Genomic DNA, 15,203 nt, shown 5'->3' with positions numbered 1-15,203 from the left:
CGGACAGTAATATTTTTTTTACATCTTATGTACCCATACTTTTTGTGGAGTATACGTGTCTTAAAAGTGTTTTTTTTTCAGCAATTATCATAGATTTTACAAACTAAAAAAAACAAATAAGACTAATAAACATATTTTTTTTCTTGGTAAAAAGATTTGGATTTCTGTCTAAAAATCACTATATTTGCAAAGTATACATGAGAGTTATTTACCTTGTATGATATTATCATAACCATCTAATTGTAAATATATGAGACCTAAAGAAGATAACAACAACAATGATCTTGACAAAGTGGCAAAAGGCAAAGTAAACGGTGTTGTCGGGAATGCCAAGAATGAAGATCTTGTAAAAAAGGCTAAAGACAAGGTTGGGAACGCGGCGGAGGGTGTCGGCAACTTGGCCAATGATTTAGCGGACAGTGTTAAAAAAACAGCCAACGAGACCAAGGACATGGCTAAAAATGCTGCCAAAGACTTTAAAGCGAAAGTTGAGGATGTTGTTAACAACGCGAAGAATGATTGCAAGGTTATGGAAAAGACGCAAGAAATGAAAGAAAAGGCAGAAGACGTGGCCAAGGATGTAAAGAACAAAGCTGTGAATATCGCCAATGACGCCAAGGACAAAGCCAATGACGCCAAAAAGAATATAAAAGAATCCGCCGAGAATATCAAAGACAAAATCAAAGACAAAATGGATGATTTGAAAGACAGTGAAAATGTGAAGGAGGCCAAGGAAAAGTTTGGAAACATGACCGATGAGACCAAGGCCAAGGTCGGCGGCATGGTTGACGACGTGAAAAAAGCTATCAATGACGCTAAAGAAATAATTTCGGAGACACGCAATGGCCTTACCAAGAAAGCACTGGAGGCTATAGAAGACGCGCGCGCTAACGAAAATGTCAAGAAAATGCGCGACAAACTTTGGGGCACCGTTAACGACTTAAAAGAGAGTGACGCGGCCAAGGAGGCGAAAGCTTTCGTGGAGGATGTTAGTGAGAATGTGGATGACTTGGTTGACGATGCCCAAGACAGGGTAGAAGAAGTGGAGGAGAATCTAAGGAAATCGGGCTTCTTCAAAAAACTAAAATCTCTGTTTGGAGGTAAATAATCAAGATTGTCTTCGGTTTTTTATGAATTTAATTCATAGTTTAATAATGGGCGTGTGCGCGTGCTGTGTTCATCAGTGACTTGTTGGGATGAGACGTGCGGCGTACACGTTTTATAGTTAGCCTCATTAGCTATGTCAAACAGTTCGTGTAAAATTATTTTTTATATTGGCATTTATAAATTAAAGCATTCAAGAGGGTAGGGTTGTATCAGACGGCGCGTGGCTTGGAATTGGCTTGTCCTGAAAATTGCCACTGCGTATATTTTAAAATGAAATATGAATTGCGTTTTGTCACCATTTGGTTTCTTGTCGGATTATGATGTAAGTCTGTCCAGCCGGGTGGCTCGCTGTTATCCGTAGATTACCCAACATGTTGTCCCTGAAAATGAACTTTTAATTTGGCAAGTCTAATTATTATAAACGGATCACAATAAGGCACGAGGAATTTCAATCATGAATTTAGAGATTATATTGTCATTGGTCATTCCATTTTTGGGCACGACGTTAGGAGCGGCTTTCGTTTTTTTTATGAAAGACGAGATGTCCATCAAGCTGCAAAAAACATTATTGGGATTTGCCTCTGGGGTGATGGTCGCCGCCTCCGTATGGTCTCTGCTCATACCAAGCATGGAGATGTCTTCAGCATTGGGCAGATTGAGCGTGGTGCCGGCAGCGGTAGGTATGTTAGTGGGCATGGCTTTCTTGTTGCTCATGGATGTGATCACTCCACACCTTCATATAGGCGAGGCCCGGCCCGAAGGCCCGAGGGCGCACTTATCCAAGGTTGCCATGTTGTCATTGGCTGTCACGATCCATAATTTCCCGGAGGGCATGGCTGTGGGCGTTGTGGTCGCGGGGGCGCTTCATGGCAGCGAGTGGATATCCGCCGCGGGTGCGCTGACTTTGGCCATTGGCATAGCCGTTCAGAACATACCTGAGGGCGCCATTATTTCCATGCCTATGAAGGCCGCGGGTGGAAGCAAGGCAAAATCGTTTGTCATGGGTACGCTCAGTGGAGCGGTGGAGCCTCTTGGGGCCATTCTTGTCATACTCCTAACATCCATCATGACTCCTATATTGCCTTATTTGTTGGCTTTCGCGGCGGGCGCAATGTTTTATGTCGTTATAGAGGAACTCATTCCGGAGGCGTCGGAGGGTGAGCACTCCAACTGGTCAACCATAGGGTTCGCCATAGGTTTTGTACTTATGATGTCGCTTGACGTGGTGCTGGGCTAACATTTTTAATGGAGACTTGGAGCTTCATTCCGTGTGTGGCGCGACTTCTGACAGTAAAACACATCCCACGGCATCGATTAAAAAAGCCAAACGTATAGTTTACGATATACGTTTGACTATGAGGTATTTTAGTTTGGTTTGTCTATTGGAGATATTGGCCTACGATGGTTATCGCACGCCCTCCACGGTGTAGCCCAATTTCCTCAAACCATCCAGCACGCCTTGGTCACCTGGCAGATGCAACGCTCCAACAACAAAAAAAGTAGGAGCCTTGGCCATGATGGCAGGCATCTTTTTGAGCCAATCGGCGTTTCGGTTGTAAATTAGGAGATTGTTTTCCTCAGGCGTGTTATCACAACTATTGTTTAGTTTCTCGTCTTGGGCGGCTTTTAACGCGTTTAAATCTTGTGCGTAAAAAGCTTTTGACATTTTTTCTGCCATCTCCTCCATGAACGCGGTGTGGTCGAGAAAACATTCCAACATTACCAATTGCCGTTGTAAGGGCATGCTCCCATAGAGCAGTTTGGCTTGAAAAGCCACGGTCTCCAACCCACCAACATTCTCCTTGTTTTTCTTGGCTTGCGCCTGAAAGTACTGGTCAAAGGTGCTTGTGGGGTCAAATTCACCAATGTGTTTGGTCATATAGGAGAGAATGGTGAGTTGCATGACCATGGCCAAAGGGGTAAGTTTGCCCATCTTCGCTTTTACGACAGGATTGTTGAGGTCGGTCTGCATGGCACTCTTTAGATAGGCGTTCAGCTTGGCGTATTGTTTCGTGGACAGCACGTCTTTTAATGTTTTGCCGTCGGGTAAGGTCATTTGTCGTTTCATGTACGCCGCGCTGTCAGCGTTGGTCATATTGTCCCATATCAATTCGCCATACACCTGTTCGGTGTTGGCAAGCGCGTCGTTCACGCCTTTGATTTTGTTTACGAACCCAACGTTAGCCAAATGGTGTGTGCCTATGATATAAGAGGGTAGAGGCAGATTGTTGCCGGAGATTTTGTAAAGTAGTTGAGCGCGAACTCCGATAATACAAAAAAAGACCAAAAGAAATGTGATAAAAAATTTTCTCATAGCTAAAAATGTTGATGTTTAAAACTTTATGAATTTGTTATTTAATGTGGTCGTATTTATTAAACAATTTTGCAACTTTGATTTAGAAATGTCTTGGTGGCAACGCTACGGTTTGGCATGCCAAAGTGTAAGTGCCTTTGTTGATTTTTTGACAATCGTGTCCTTGCTTTATTTTTTTATGCTCCCGCTTATTTTTTGCATGAATGTTTCCAAATCTTGCTTGATATGCAAATACTCGTTTGAGCGCATGAAACCTGCGTTCTTTTTTAACATCGGAATGATTTCTTCCACACTGTTGGAGTAACAGGACAATTCGTTTCGGCGTTGAGTTCCATGCAAGCTTTGGGTTGTTATTTCTCTTTCTCTCTCTTTGACAAGTTGCTCGCAAATCTTGGTGAGCATGGGCACGACCACCCTGTTAAAAAGGTGGTGTCCTTGTATATATAAATAGGAGGTCCGGGGGGTAACTCCCAACCTTTTGCACTCTTCTTTGACTTTTGCGTACGACTCGCTCGCGTTGGGATTGTTAATTTGCAGCTGTTTTACTTTTTTCCCCACCTTGCTCCTCAACCTTTTCAACATATCCCCGACGTGAGAAAAAGAGAAGTTTCCCATTTCGATGATATGCAGAAAATTGGTAATGGTAAACTCGTTGTAGTTAGGTGTCCTATAATACCATATACTCCAAATAAATAGTGGAAAGATAGCCTCGGAATAGTCTGCCAGGTATTTTTCAATATCAAAAATCACATGATCATTGAGCGTCACGGCTACGCACACGTCGTGTAGTGATGGCGCATAACACTGCATGTTCTCTATGGCGTAGGCGTATGTGTGGAAAATATATGGATTATTGTTGACATCACGCGAAGTTTGTGTGGCGCCTTGTTCAAGATAGTCGTAATCAGCATCGATGCAAACAATCATGTCTTGTCCTACCTTGTTGGAAAACAATTGCGTGATAGCGGCTTTTTTGCCACGCTCAAGTCGTTCTACGCGAGAGGGCAACATTACTTCGAAATATATGTCATCGGTCTCAAACTGGCTCAATATTTGTCTCCAGAAAAACACGTCGTCATAGCTTTCGACGTATGCCACGACCTTTCTTCGAGAAGATTTGGAATTCAACTTGTTGGCCGCCTCGAAATATGTAGAGTTTAAATGTTCATGTAATCGTTTGCCCATAGTTTATAATGATTGTCTTGTCGCGCGTGCGCGCAAACTGATTTTAAACTTGGAACCATCATTGGAAACAGAGTGGGAGAGCCTCCTTAATGGTATGTGATTTATGGAAGGCGTATCTGTCGCTAAGTGGTGATGTCGCTCACCTCGGTCACTTTGTCCATCCAGCCGTTCATAATAACCGCCGGACTATGTGTGGTCAATATGATTTGCACGTTCGGGTTTAGTCCGATGATAAGGTCTATGAGTTGTTTCTGCCATTCCACATGCAGGCTCACCTCGGGCTCATCCATAAAAAACACGTAGTTTTGATTATCCTCCACGAGCACGGTTAACAAGATGGCGAGTATCTGTTTCTCCCCGCTTGATAGTTGATAAGGTTCAAGGATTTCATTCCGCTGCAAGAAACGTATCTCATTTTCAGTTCGAATGATGGTTTTGTCAGTGTCTGCAAATAGGTTATCAATGTCGTCTTGAAATTTTGCTTTAGGTTCTGACAACAGGTGCGCGCGATGCGCTGACTCTGGCGATCCACTTTGAAGTTCCTGGATGATACGATTGCCAATATTCACTTGATAGTCTAAAAACTTGCGTTGTAGCTGAAAAAGTTGCCAATCAAGTTCTGTGACCAATGACATGTTAATTTTTGAAAGTGTGTCTGATGCCATCAGTGGACGGTCAAAGCTGCGAAAAATATCAAATCTGATATGTGTCGCGTCTTCTGGCTCGACGGTCAGACGCACGCCTTTCACCGTAATTTTTTTGTCTTCTTTGGCGCTTGCCAACAGTTTCACCACTTTGTTGAGAATTGTTGTTTTGCCCACGCCGTTGACACCACTAAGGATATTTACTTGTCGATCAAGGTCCCAAATGATGTGTTTTTGGTCGTTCCACAGTGAGTCTATCTCTATCCGTTTGATATAATCTGCATATTTTTTCATGATAGTCAAGCACCTTTGTTCTTGGCAAATATAGCAAAAAACTTGCTTTTTTGCACGCAAAAAACATTATATTTGCACCATTGTAACCTTTTTTTTATGATTTATTCTATAAATCGTATTTTTCCATCAAGATTTAGAATGAAAAGTCCTGTGACAAATGGTAGAATGAAAGGAAAAATATTGTTTGGTTTAAGTTTGGGAGACATCAGAAGGGAAACTTTTTTCAGCCAATGTTACTTAATTGGCTGTTTCTAAAAACTTTTCAAAGATTTTGATAGTCGTAAGCGTTAGTTCTATTAAGAAATGCAAGTTTTGTAGATAAATAAAAAAAGCGTAAAGATGAACGCGGAACAGGATTCGATACGATGAAGAAATAAGAAAGACAAGGATGACAATTAGGTGTCTTGAACCGTATGCCTCATATCGCTGTCTTGCAAGCGTGGCGGAGAAATAAAACCACAGATAACAGAGCGGAAACCGCAGAATAAAAATGGCAGGGATAAGCGTTGGATACGATATAAATTGCCTATCCCTGCCACTTCATGGGGAAAAGATTTTTATGTTATTTGTATTGTGCCATTTGTTATTTTGCCTCGGGAGGAATATTTTTTCTCGACACAAAAATACAATTCTATCTTAAATATTTAGAGATTCAACATTACAAAGCCGTGTTCTTGATTTACATTTCAAAGCATAATCGCGCTGTCTAACACATGCTTTAATAAGTGCTTTTGAACTGTTCCAAGAAGCGAGTGTCATTCTCGGAGAATAAGCGGAGGTCGCTCACGCGATATTTCAAGTTCGTAATGCGCTCCACGCCCATGCCAAAAGCAAAACCTGTATAAACGCTCGAATCTATGCCACAAGCCTCAAGGTCATGAGGGTCAACCATGCCGCATCCCAAGATTTCCACCCATCCTGTGTGTTTGCAAAATCCACAACCCTTGCCACCACAAATATTGCATGATATGTCCATCTCCGCACTTGGTTCCGTAAATGGGAAGTATGACGGGCGAAGGCGTATTTTGGTTTCCGTGCCAAACATTTCACGAGCAAACGTGAACAACGCTTGCTTGAGATCGGCAAAACTCACGCCCTTGTCCACATATAGCCCTTCCACTTGATGAAAAAAACAATGCGCACGCGCCGAAATGGCCTCGTTACGATAAACTCGGCCCGGGCAAAGTATACGTATGGGCGGTTGGTGGCTTTCCATAAAATGAGCCTCGTCACCGGAGGTGTGCGAGCGCAAAATTACATTTTGCGTTACGTCGTTGTCATTCTTGGAAATGAAAAACGTGTCTTGCATGTCACGCGCGGGATGGTCGGCCGCAAAGTTGAGCATGGTGAAAACATGATTGTCGTCATCAATCTCTGGTCCTTGGTAGAGCACAAAGCCCATACGTTGGAAAATACTGACAATCTCGTTTTTGACAATGGTTAGTGGGTGACGAGTTCCAACAGGAATGGGATACGCTGTGCGTGTCAGGTCTATGCTTTCGGTCCCTGTCTCGGTTGTGGCCACCTGCTCGCGCAGCTCGTTTAGTTTGTCGTGCGCAACTTTTTTAAGTTCGTTAATCTTAATGCCAACCGTTTTTTTTTGGTCGGCAGCAACATTTCTAAACTCGCCCATCACGGCGTTTATCTTGCCTTTTTTGCTAAGATATTTCAACCGTAGTTGCTCTATCTCGTCAGCGTTTTTTGCTGACATACTGGCCACCTCGTTGAGCAGCTCGTCTATCTTATCTAAAATCATCTTATCAAGATCTAACAATTCGTATGCAAAGTTACTAAGTTTTATTGGAAAAAGTAAACTAATATGAAAAATAATGCTTACTTTTGCGTATGTTTATGAACGATTTGATATGAGAAAAGAATTTGTTTTTGTTTTCGGGTCTTTATTGACATTGACTTTCTTTATCTCCAATGGATGTACCAATAAGAAACCTATGTCGATGGATAGCGTTTTGACAGATAGCACGGAACTCGACACTACCTCTCAAGACACTATGGAAAATGTGATTGCCGAGACGCCTATGCCCAAGGCTGCCGACGAACTGTTTGATGACTTTATATTCAATTTTGCAGCCAACAAAAAGCTCCAGCGTAAGCGCATTGCATTTCCATTGCCGGTATTTCGGGGTAACAAGATGACAAAAAAAATAGAAGAAGCCAATTGGAGAATTGACCATTTCTTCATGCCTCAAGAATATTATACGCTCATTTTAGACAATCAGAAACAGTTGAAAATAGTTAAAGACACTACCCTGGAGCATGTTGTAATAGAGCGAATATATCTTAACAAACAGATGGTTGAGTCTTTTCAATTTGATAGAATAAATGGGGAATGGAAGTTGACGTCAATCCATTACCAAAACATTAAGCAGAATAAAAACGCTGATTTTCTCAAGTTTTACAAACGTTTTTCGGAGGATCCCGATTTTCAGATTGCGAGCATGGCGGACGAGGTGGAGTTTTCCGCCCCTGATCCGAATGATGATTTCGGAAATATTACAGGCATAATGATGCCCCAGCAGTGGCCTGATTTCAAGCCGGGGCTTATCCCTTCAAATGTGATCTATAACATTTTGTATGGTCCGCACAGCGCGAGGTCAAATCGAAAGATATTCGTAATCCGAGGCATCGCCAATGGTTTTGAGATGGAAATGGATTTCAAAAAGAAAGGCGAACATTGGAAACTCACCCGCTTTAATGGATAATAGTAGATTGACGTATACCTTTTCTAAAAGTATTCTTTCTATGAAACGATACAAAAACTGTTCTTTACTTCGTCACAATACGTTCGGCATTGACTGTCAATGTGATGAGTTTGTGATATTTGAGTCGATAGACGATGCGATGAGCTTGGCAAAAGAACAACGCATTTCTGTCGAAGACAAATGCGAATATCTACTTTTGGGTGGTGGCAGCAACCTGCTTTTGACACATGATTTTAAGGGAAAGGTGATAACGCCATCCAAGCGGTTTGACGTGGAAGAGAGCTTGGCGCGTGACGAAGCTAATGCCATATACCTTAGATGCTGGGCTGGAACTTGCTTCGATGACGTTGTGGCGTACGCTGTTTCGCATGGATACTGTGGTATGGAAAACCTTAGCCTGATTCCTGGCGAGTGTGGCGCATCTGCCGTTCAAAACATCGGCGCTTATGGAACAGAGATAAAAGACATGTTGTACAATATAGAGGCGGTTGACCTCTCTACAGGTAAGGTGGTGTCGATTTGGCCTGTCGATTGCCAATACGGATACCGTCAGAGCCGATTTAAGCATGAGTGGAAAGACAGGTTTATCATTACTCACGTCACATACAAATTGTCCACTAAATTTACGCCATGTCTTAACTATGGAAACCTTCAAAAGGTTTTAGACGAACAGCGTATTTCAGAAAGCGAGCTTACGCCACAAATTTTGCGTAATATCATTATAGATATTCGACGTTCCAAATTGCCAGATCCTGCTGTATTGGGCAATGCGGGAAGCTTCTTTATGAACCCCATGGTGGATAAAAACAAATTGGAAAATTTGAAAAAAAAATTCCCGAATATCAAGTATTTTGAGGTGGATGTGGCAACATTGGGCGCAGAAGTTGCGGCTATGACCAACCGCATGGGGAGGAAGGTCTATAAAATTCCTGCCGGATGGATGATTGACCATTGTGGATGGAAAGGCAAACGGGTTGGAAATGTTGGTGTCTACGACAAGCAAGCGTTAGTGCTTGTGAATTATGGAGGCGCTTCCGGTCAAGATGTCGTAAACTTGATGAGAGCCATCCAAAAAGATGTTTTTGACACGTTCGGGGTATCCATTATTCCTGAAGTTAATATCAAATAATGTGTTGAGACTTACTTTTTTAGGAACAGGAACTTCTAATGGCGTACCAGTTTTGGGTTGTAATTGCGAGGTATGTACCAGCGTGGACGTTCGAAACAAGCGTTTTCGAGCTGCCGCAATGATAGAAAATTCTACCACGCGCATACTTATAGATTGTGGTCCTGATATTCGAATGCAACTCTTGCGTGTGCCTTTTCGTAAAATAAATGGCATACTGCTCACGCACGAGCATTATGATCATATAGGAGGCATAGACGATTTACGTCCATATTGCAAGTTTGGCGACATAGATATTTATGCCAACGCCGCTACGGTGAGCGCCGTGCGACGCTGTTTCCCCTACTGTTTTGCAGAGCATTTGTATCCGGGGGTTCCCAAATTGAGCCTTCATGCTATAGCGAAACACGATGATTTGAAAATTGGCGACATAGCTGTCAAACCTATTGAGGTTCTGCATGATCGACTGCCCATATTAGGGTATAGGTTTGGCTCCACCGCATACATCACGGACATGAAGTCTATCGCCGTAGAAGAGATGACCTATTTGCAAGGTATTGACACCTTAATCATTAATGCGCTTCGATGGAAAGATACGCACCATAGCCATCTTATAGTGCCAGAGGCAATCAAGTTCGCTCGGAAAATAGGAGCTAAACGTACCTTTCTAACACATCTTACGCATCGCATTGGATTGCATGACAAGGCGGAAAACCGACTGCCGCCAGACATTCATTTTGCTTATGACGGCATGAGTTTGGAACTATAATAACATGCATTGTTGAATTATCACAACTATTTATATTTCAGAAATTAAAATCGTATTATATGTACTAATTCTTTAATTACTAATCGCGGAAAAATGATAGGGGTTATATAGGAGAAATTCGCTTGCTAAAATATGGCAAGGTTTGTAACTTCGCAGCAACCATTTAAAACTGAATGGGTATAGTGCGCCCAACCACACACCTCGGCGTAAAAGGATGACAAGGGTGAGGGAGGCATAAACGGTATTTCTAAAGTCAAGCTTGCGACAGGAAGAACACCGCCTGCTTACCGAAATGATTCAGCAGCGTGTAGTGCCAGTCGCGAAAGAATGCTTGGGAACGCCAATCGTTCTGAAAAGCGAAGTTAGATTTGTAATTTCTGCGAGAGATGCTTAAATGGTAAGAGTACAAAAAATCACTTGCTGCTTGTGTTTGAAAATAATTCCCCAAATTTATGATTGCGCAAGATCCGTTTTTATTATTATTTTGTTATTTTTGTTTTTCAAATACAAAGATAAGAATATATGGGCTTTCACACTTTTTTAGAACAGCACAAAAAAAAGAAGAAAATAGCAATTATTGGCGGAGGTGCGGCTGGTTTTTTCGCCGCTATTTCAGCCAAGCAATCTAATGATTCTGTGGAGGTCACTATCCTTGAGAAGGCTCGCGATGTTTTGGCCAAGGTGGCTGTCACTGGCGGTGGCCGGTGTAACCTTACAAACACGTTCGACAATATCTCTGACTTGAAACAAGTGTACCCACGTGGTTCCAGGCTCATGAAACGGCTGTTCAATTTTTTTGATCAGCGTGATACATGGCAATGGTTTGAAAGTCATGGCGTGCGCTTGGTAAGCCAAGACGACCATTGTGTATTTCCCGAGTCACAAGACGCCATGAGTGTTGTGGGCTGTCTTGTAAACGAGGCGCGCAAACTCAATGTGAATATCAAGACTGAGCAGAAAATAGCGTCGTTGACACCATCCGCAGACGGAGGTTGGCTAATCAACATGGTCAATGGCATTCATGAGCGCTTTGATTGTGTTGCTATTGCCACTGGCGGCATGCCACACCGAGCCGACTTGCTCGGTCTTTGCCATTTAGGCATACGCATGGAGCAACCCATACCATCTCTGTTCACTTTTAAAATCGATGATCAGCGCTTGCTGTCGCTCATGGGCACTGTCGTCAATGCGGTACAAACAACTATCCCGACAACCAAATTTCGCGCATCTGGACCGTTGCTCATTACACATTGGGGCATAAGCGGCCCGGCAGCTCTCAAACTGTCTTCAAGAGCCGCTCGACATTTGTATGAAGTGGATTATCATTCAAAAGTGGCTATTAACTGGGTGAACATAACGGACAGAAATGTGGTGGAGGGGGAGCTTTCGAAAGTGGCCAAAGCCAATCCGAGAAAACAGTTGGGCACTGTACGCCCATTCGGTTTGCCCTCAAGATTGTGGCTGTACATGTTGCACAAGAACAACCTGCCTGATGGGCGACTCTGGCGTGAGTTGGGAAACAAGGGGCTTAACAAGCTTTTGGAGACACTTACCAACGATGTTTACGACATCCGTGGCAGGGGCACGTATCGTGACGAGTTTGTCACTTGTGGTGGTATTGCGCTTGACGGTGTTGATTTTAACACATTGCAAAGCAAGGTTTGCCATGGACTGTATTTCGCGGGCGAGGTGCTCGACGTGGATGGTGTCACTGGCGGGTTTAATTTACAAGCTGCGTGGACCACGGGATTTGTAGTTGGAAATAGCATTGTATCCGATTGACGCCACACTGTACAAAACTTTTGCAAAAACAAATCAGAGCGAAATAAAATATGTAACTTTGCAACAATAAAATTAATACAATGAGAGACAATATTGACAACAAGGTAGATTACGAGGCACTTTTCCGCAACAATATAGCCAAATATTTACGTGAAAAGAGCCAAGTGGACGAGCTTTTGCCCGACGCTCCTGACATTGAGGCATTATGGGCCTCAATAGGCGAGGCTTACTTGCCTGATGCTATTCGCGAATTTAATGACTATCCCAAAGTTGTTTTGGGTTGGATAATGTATGTAGGCATGGCTGTTGCCAAGTTTTGGGATGTTGATTGGGAACGTTATAGCCAAATTGACAATATATATATTTACCTGCGTGACAAACGCGACTACGATCATCTTGACGATTATATCAAAGAAGAAATTTTACAGCTTGACAAGGCTGGCGCTAATCTTTTGCAAGATATTGTAAGTGAGTGTGCGGCTCGCGTGTACAACCAGTTCTTGCACTTGTCGTTGCAAAGCGGTACAGAGCCCGCTTTTAGGGCTTTTGTAGCCGCGCTACACGAGATGTATGGAATGGGGGCGGCCATGCAACTCAGGCGCATGGGTTATCACATGACAAGGTTGCGCGACATGTAGAGATGGAGCGAAATAGCTTGCTCAAGTTTGTGACAATATTGCATAGAATTTTGGTTACTAAGAAATAGTATCATAAATATTATAAGATGTTTAAAGATCTGATAATAGTCAGCATAGGCAGTTTTTTTGGCGGAGGACTACGTTTTCTTGTCTCCAAGGGCATTCAGACGCTCGCCATCTTGTCTTTCCCTTTAGGAACTCTCGCGGTTAATGTGTTAGGCTGCTTGGTCATAGGGTTTCTTTCGGGCATGCTCGCTACTGGCGCATGGTTGTCACCTCCCATGAAATTGATGCTCACCACGGGGCTTTGTGGTGGCTTTACTACATTCTCCACGTTTATGCACGAAAGTTCGGCTATGGCTAAGAACGGGGATTTCGTCACGCTTGCTATCTATATCACCGTTAGCTTGGCGCTTGGCATGATAGCTGTTTTTGCAGGCCACGCCGTTGCTAATTCGCTTCGATGAAAATTATTGTTGTATATGTCTCATCCTAAGTTATATCATGATCTATTTAGCTGGGAAGTGTCGCAATAAAATATTTCTTTTAGCGTTTATATATCAATGATATACAAACCTTTGTTTTTTTTGCCGTCGATTGTGGCATTGATAATGATATCTTGCGCCGAAGATGACAGTTTCGGTGCATCCGCTGCCAACGAGTTGACATTCTCCACAGATACGGTGAATGTAGACACCGTGTTCAGCAATGTGCCTTCGTCCATGCGGTCGTTTTGGGTGTACAATCACTCGGGCGATGGATTGCGATGCCGGTCGGTAAAATTGGAGAGTGGCGGACGGTCTGGATTTCGCGTAAACGTGGATGGGGCATACCTTGGCGAAACCACAAACCATGCTTCGACAGACCTTGAGGTGAGACGAGATGACAGTGTTCGTGTATTCGTGGAACTCACAGCACCGCAAAATCATGCCATTGGACCTCAAAAAATAGAAGACAACTTAATATTCACACTTGAGAGCGGGGTAGAGCAACGGGTAATTCTCAGCGCCCATTCATGGGATGCAGAGTTATTGAAAAACGTGCATATAACAAAAGACGAAGTGATAAAAGCGCAAGAAAAACCTATCGTCGTTTATGGCGGTATCACTGTGGATAGCGCTGCCACGCTTACCATTGCGGCAGGAACTACAATCTATTTTCATAATGACTCTGGGATCAAGGTGTACGGACGGCTATTGGCAGAAGGAACACCTACGAAAAACATTGTTTTTCGTGGTGACCGCATTGATCGGATGTTCAGCTATTTGCCTTACGATTTCACGCCCGGGCAATGGCAAGGAATAAGATTTTTTACCTCGTCTTATAACAACAAAATGTGCCATACAGACATTCATGGTGCCTTTGACGGTGTTGTTATTGACTCTGCCGACGTGTCGAAACCTAAGTTGACGCTTCAAGGTACGACCATTCACAACTGCCAAGGCTATGGGTTGGTAACCAATAACGCAAATATCATCGTTACCAATTCACAAATCACAAACACGCTATCCGACTGTGTATACGTCAATGGTGGCAACGTGTCCATGAACAATTGCACCTTGGCGCAGTTTTATCCTTTTGACGGCAACCGTGGCGTGGCGTTGCGTTTCACGTCGGAGCACCCCCTTTTGTCTTTGCGAGTGAGCAACACGCTCATAACGGGTTATGCCGAACAACAACTTTTGTGTAAGCAGCCAGATACGACCTTGGCATTCAATTATGATTTTGACCACTGCTTTTTGCGCATGCCTAAGTTTCAAACGGCTGACAGTGTACACTATGTAGACGTGATATATGAGAATGTAAAAGACACGACGACAAGTGGAGCTAAACATTTTGTGAAGATAGACACTAAGAGTTTGCGATATGACTTTAGATTGAACAGTGCATCATTGGCCATTGACAGGGCCAACGTAAAAACTGCCAGCCCTATTGATCTAAATGGAAATCGTCGTGACAAAAAACCCGACATAGGAGCTTTCGAATATATAAAAATGTAATACAACATCTTAAATCGTAGTAATATATGAGACAAGTCAATATAACAATAAACATAGACTTCTGCTCGATGGATGAATTAGCTCGTGATGAACGAGAATTGGTACAAATGGCTATTGATGCCACTAAAAATTCGTATGCCAAATACAGTAAATTTTATGTGGGCGCAGCAGTAAGACTTGAAGATGGGCAGGTGTTTATAGGTGCTAACCAAGAGAACGCGGCATTTCCATCTGGGTTATGCGCAGAGCGTACAGCTATCTTCTCGGCTCAAGCCAATAGTCCTGGGCAAGCGATAACAACGATTGCCGTGGCGGCAAGAAACAACTTGGGGCCGCTTGACAACCCTGTGACTCCATGTGGCGGCTGTCGGCAAGTGATGCTTGAGATGGAGGATAGGTATCAGCGCGACGTGAAAGTGCTGCTCTATGGTAAAAAGGGAATTTATAGGATTAAAAGCGTTAAAGATCTCTTGCCGCTCTCGTTTGTGGACTCTAATATGAAATGAAAAGTTCGATAATTCAATAATTACCATATGGGGCTGGGCTATAAAAGCTTCTTTATGTCTCTATCGCTTCGCTTATACGCCATAGCTTGATGATAGAAAATAGAAGGGGCGGTAACAT

At 43.1% G+C, this 15,203-nt stretch carries 14 protein-coding genes; 10 read left to right on the top strand and 4 right to left on the bottom strand.

Features of this window, described 5'->3' with window-relative positions:
• Positions 1–250 precede the first annotated feature (250 nt).
• Positions 251–1,108: a hypothetical protein gene (locus tag HMPREF1640_RS07110; protein WP_036893549.1), complete on the top strand. Its 858-nt coding sequence runs from the start codon at positions 251–253 to the stop codon at positions 1,106–1,108.
• A 453-nt stretch (positions 1,109–1,561) separates the two neighbouring features.
• Entirely contained in the window at positions 1,562–2,344 is a 783-nt protein-coding gene (locus HMPREF1640_RS07105; protein ID WP_036893548.1) for a ZIP family metal transporter, read from the top strand.
• Between the two features lie 168 nt (positions 2,345–2,512).
• Here the strand turns inward: HMPREF1640_RS07105 and HMPREF1640_RS07100 are convergent, their stop codons facing one another.
• The 4 genes from HMPREF1640_RS07100 to pheS form a co-directional block, all read right to left on the bottom strand.
• Positions 2,513–3,421 (bottom strand): TraB/GumN family protein, encoded by a 909-nt coding sequence (locus HMPREF1640_RS07100; RefSeq protein WP_036893547.1) that lies wholly within the window; start codon positions 3,419–3,421, stop codon positions 2,513–2,515.
• A gap of 168 nt (positions 3,422–3,589) precedes the next feature.
• Positions 3,590–4,606: a DUF4435 domain-containing protein gene (locus HMPREF1640_RS07095; RefSeq protein ID WP_036893545.1), complete on the bottom strand. Its 1,017-nt coding sequence runs from the start codon at positions 4,604–4,606 to the stop codon at positions 3,590–3,592.
• Positions 4,607–4,728: 122 nt separating this feature from the next.
• The gene (locus HMPREF1640_RS07090; RefSeq protein WP_036893543.1) at positions 4,729–5,544 is read right to left on the bottom strand and encodes an AAA family ATPase; all 816 of its coding nucleotides are present in this window, start codon (positions 5,542–5,544) and stop codon (positions 4,729–4,731) included.
• A gap of 718 nt (positions 5,545–6,262) precedes the next feature.
• Positions 6,263–7,300, bottom strand: coding sequence for a phenylalanine--tRNA ligase subunit alpha (pheS, locus tag HMPREF1640_RS07085; RefSeq protein ID WP_036893542.1), 1,038 nt, complete (start codon positions 7,298–7,300; stop codon positions 6,263–6,265).
• A gap of 109 nt (positions 7,301–7,409) precedes the next feature.
• Between pheS and HMPREF1640_RS07080 the strand changes: the two genes are divergently transcribed.
• From HMPREF1640_RS07080 to cdd, 8 genes are all read left to right on the top strand, one after another.
• Positions 7,410–8,264 (top strand): DUF4348 domain-containing protein, encoded by an 855-nt coding sequence (locus HMPREF1640_RS07080; protein ID WP_036893541.1) that lies wholly within the window; start codon positions 7,410–7,412, stop codon positions 8,262–8,264.
• Between the two features lie 40 nt (positions 8,265–8,304).
• On the top strand, positions 8,305–9,393 hold the full coding sequence (gene murB / locus HMPREF1640_RS07075) for a UDP-N-acetylmuramate dehydrogenase (protein ID WP_036893540.1): 1,089 nt from the start codon (positions 8,305–8,307) through the stop codon (positions 9,391–9,393).
• Positions 9,394–9,511: 118 nt separating this feature from the next.
• Positions 9,512–10,159 (top strand): MBL fold metallo-hydrolase, encoded by a 648-nt coding sequence (locus tag HMPREF1640_RS07070; RefSeq protein WP_231565862.1) that lies wholly within the window; start codon positions 9,512–9,514, stop codon positions 10,157–10,159.
• Between the two features lie 522 nt (positions 10,160–10,681).
• Positions 10,682–11,941, top strand: a complete 1,260-nt coding sequence (locus HMPREF1640_RS07065) for an aminoacetone oxidase family FAD-binding enzyme (RefSeq protein WP_052051756.1) — start codon at positions 10,682–10,684, stop codon at positions 11,939–11,941.
• 80 nt (positions 11,942–12,021) lie between these two features.
• The gene (locus HMPREF1640_RS07060) at positions 12,022–12,579 is read left to right on the top strand and encodes a hypothetical protein (RefSeq protein ID WP_036893539.1); all 558 of its coding nucleotides are present in this window, start codon (positions 12,022–12,024) and stop codon (positions 12,577–12,579) included.
• A gap of 86 nt (positions 12,580–12,665) precedes the next feature.
• Positions 12,666–13,046 (top strand): fluoride efflux transporter CrcB, encoded by a 381-nt coding sequence (gene crcB / locus HMPREF1640_RS07055; RefSeq protein ID WP_036893538.1) that lies wholly within the window; start codon positions 12,666–12,668, stop codon positions 13,044–13,046.
• Between the two features lie 144 nt (positions 13,047–13,190).
• Positions 13,191–14,579: a right-handed parallel beta-helix repeat-containing protein gene (locus HMPREF1640_RS07050; RefSeq protein ID WP_231565861.1), complete on the top strand. Its 1,389-nt coding sequence runs from the start codon at positions 13,191–13,193 to the stop codon at positions 14,577–14,579.
• 26 nt (positions 14,580–14,605) lie between these two features.
• Positions 14,606–15,085 carry a cytidine deaminase gene (cdd, locus tag HMPREF1640_RS07045; RefSeq protein WP_036893535.1) on the top strand — a complete coding sequence of 160 codons (480 nt, stop codon included), beginning with the start codon at positions 14,606–14,608 and terminating at the stop codon, positions 15,083–15,085.
• Positions 15,086–15,203: the final 118 nt, after the last annotated feature.

This window comes from Prevotella sp. S7-1-8 (genome assembly GCF_000758925.1).
Taxonomy (GTDB): Bacteria; Bacteroidota; Bacteroidia; order Bacteroidales; family Bacteroidaceae; genus Prevotella.
Note: the sequence above shows the minus strand (reverse complement) of the source record. Positions and strands in the feature narration are given on the sequence as shown.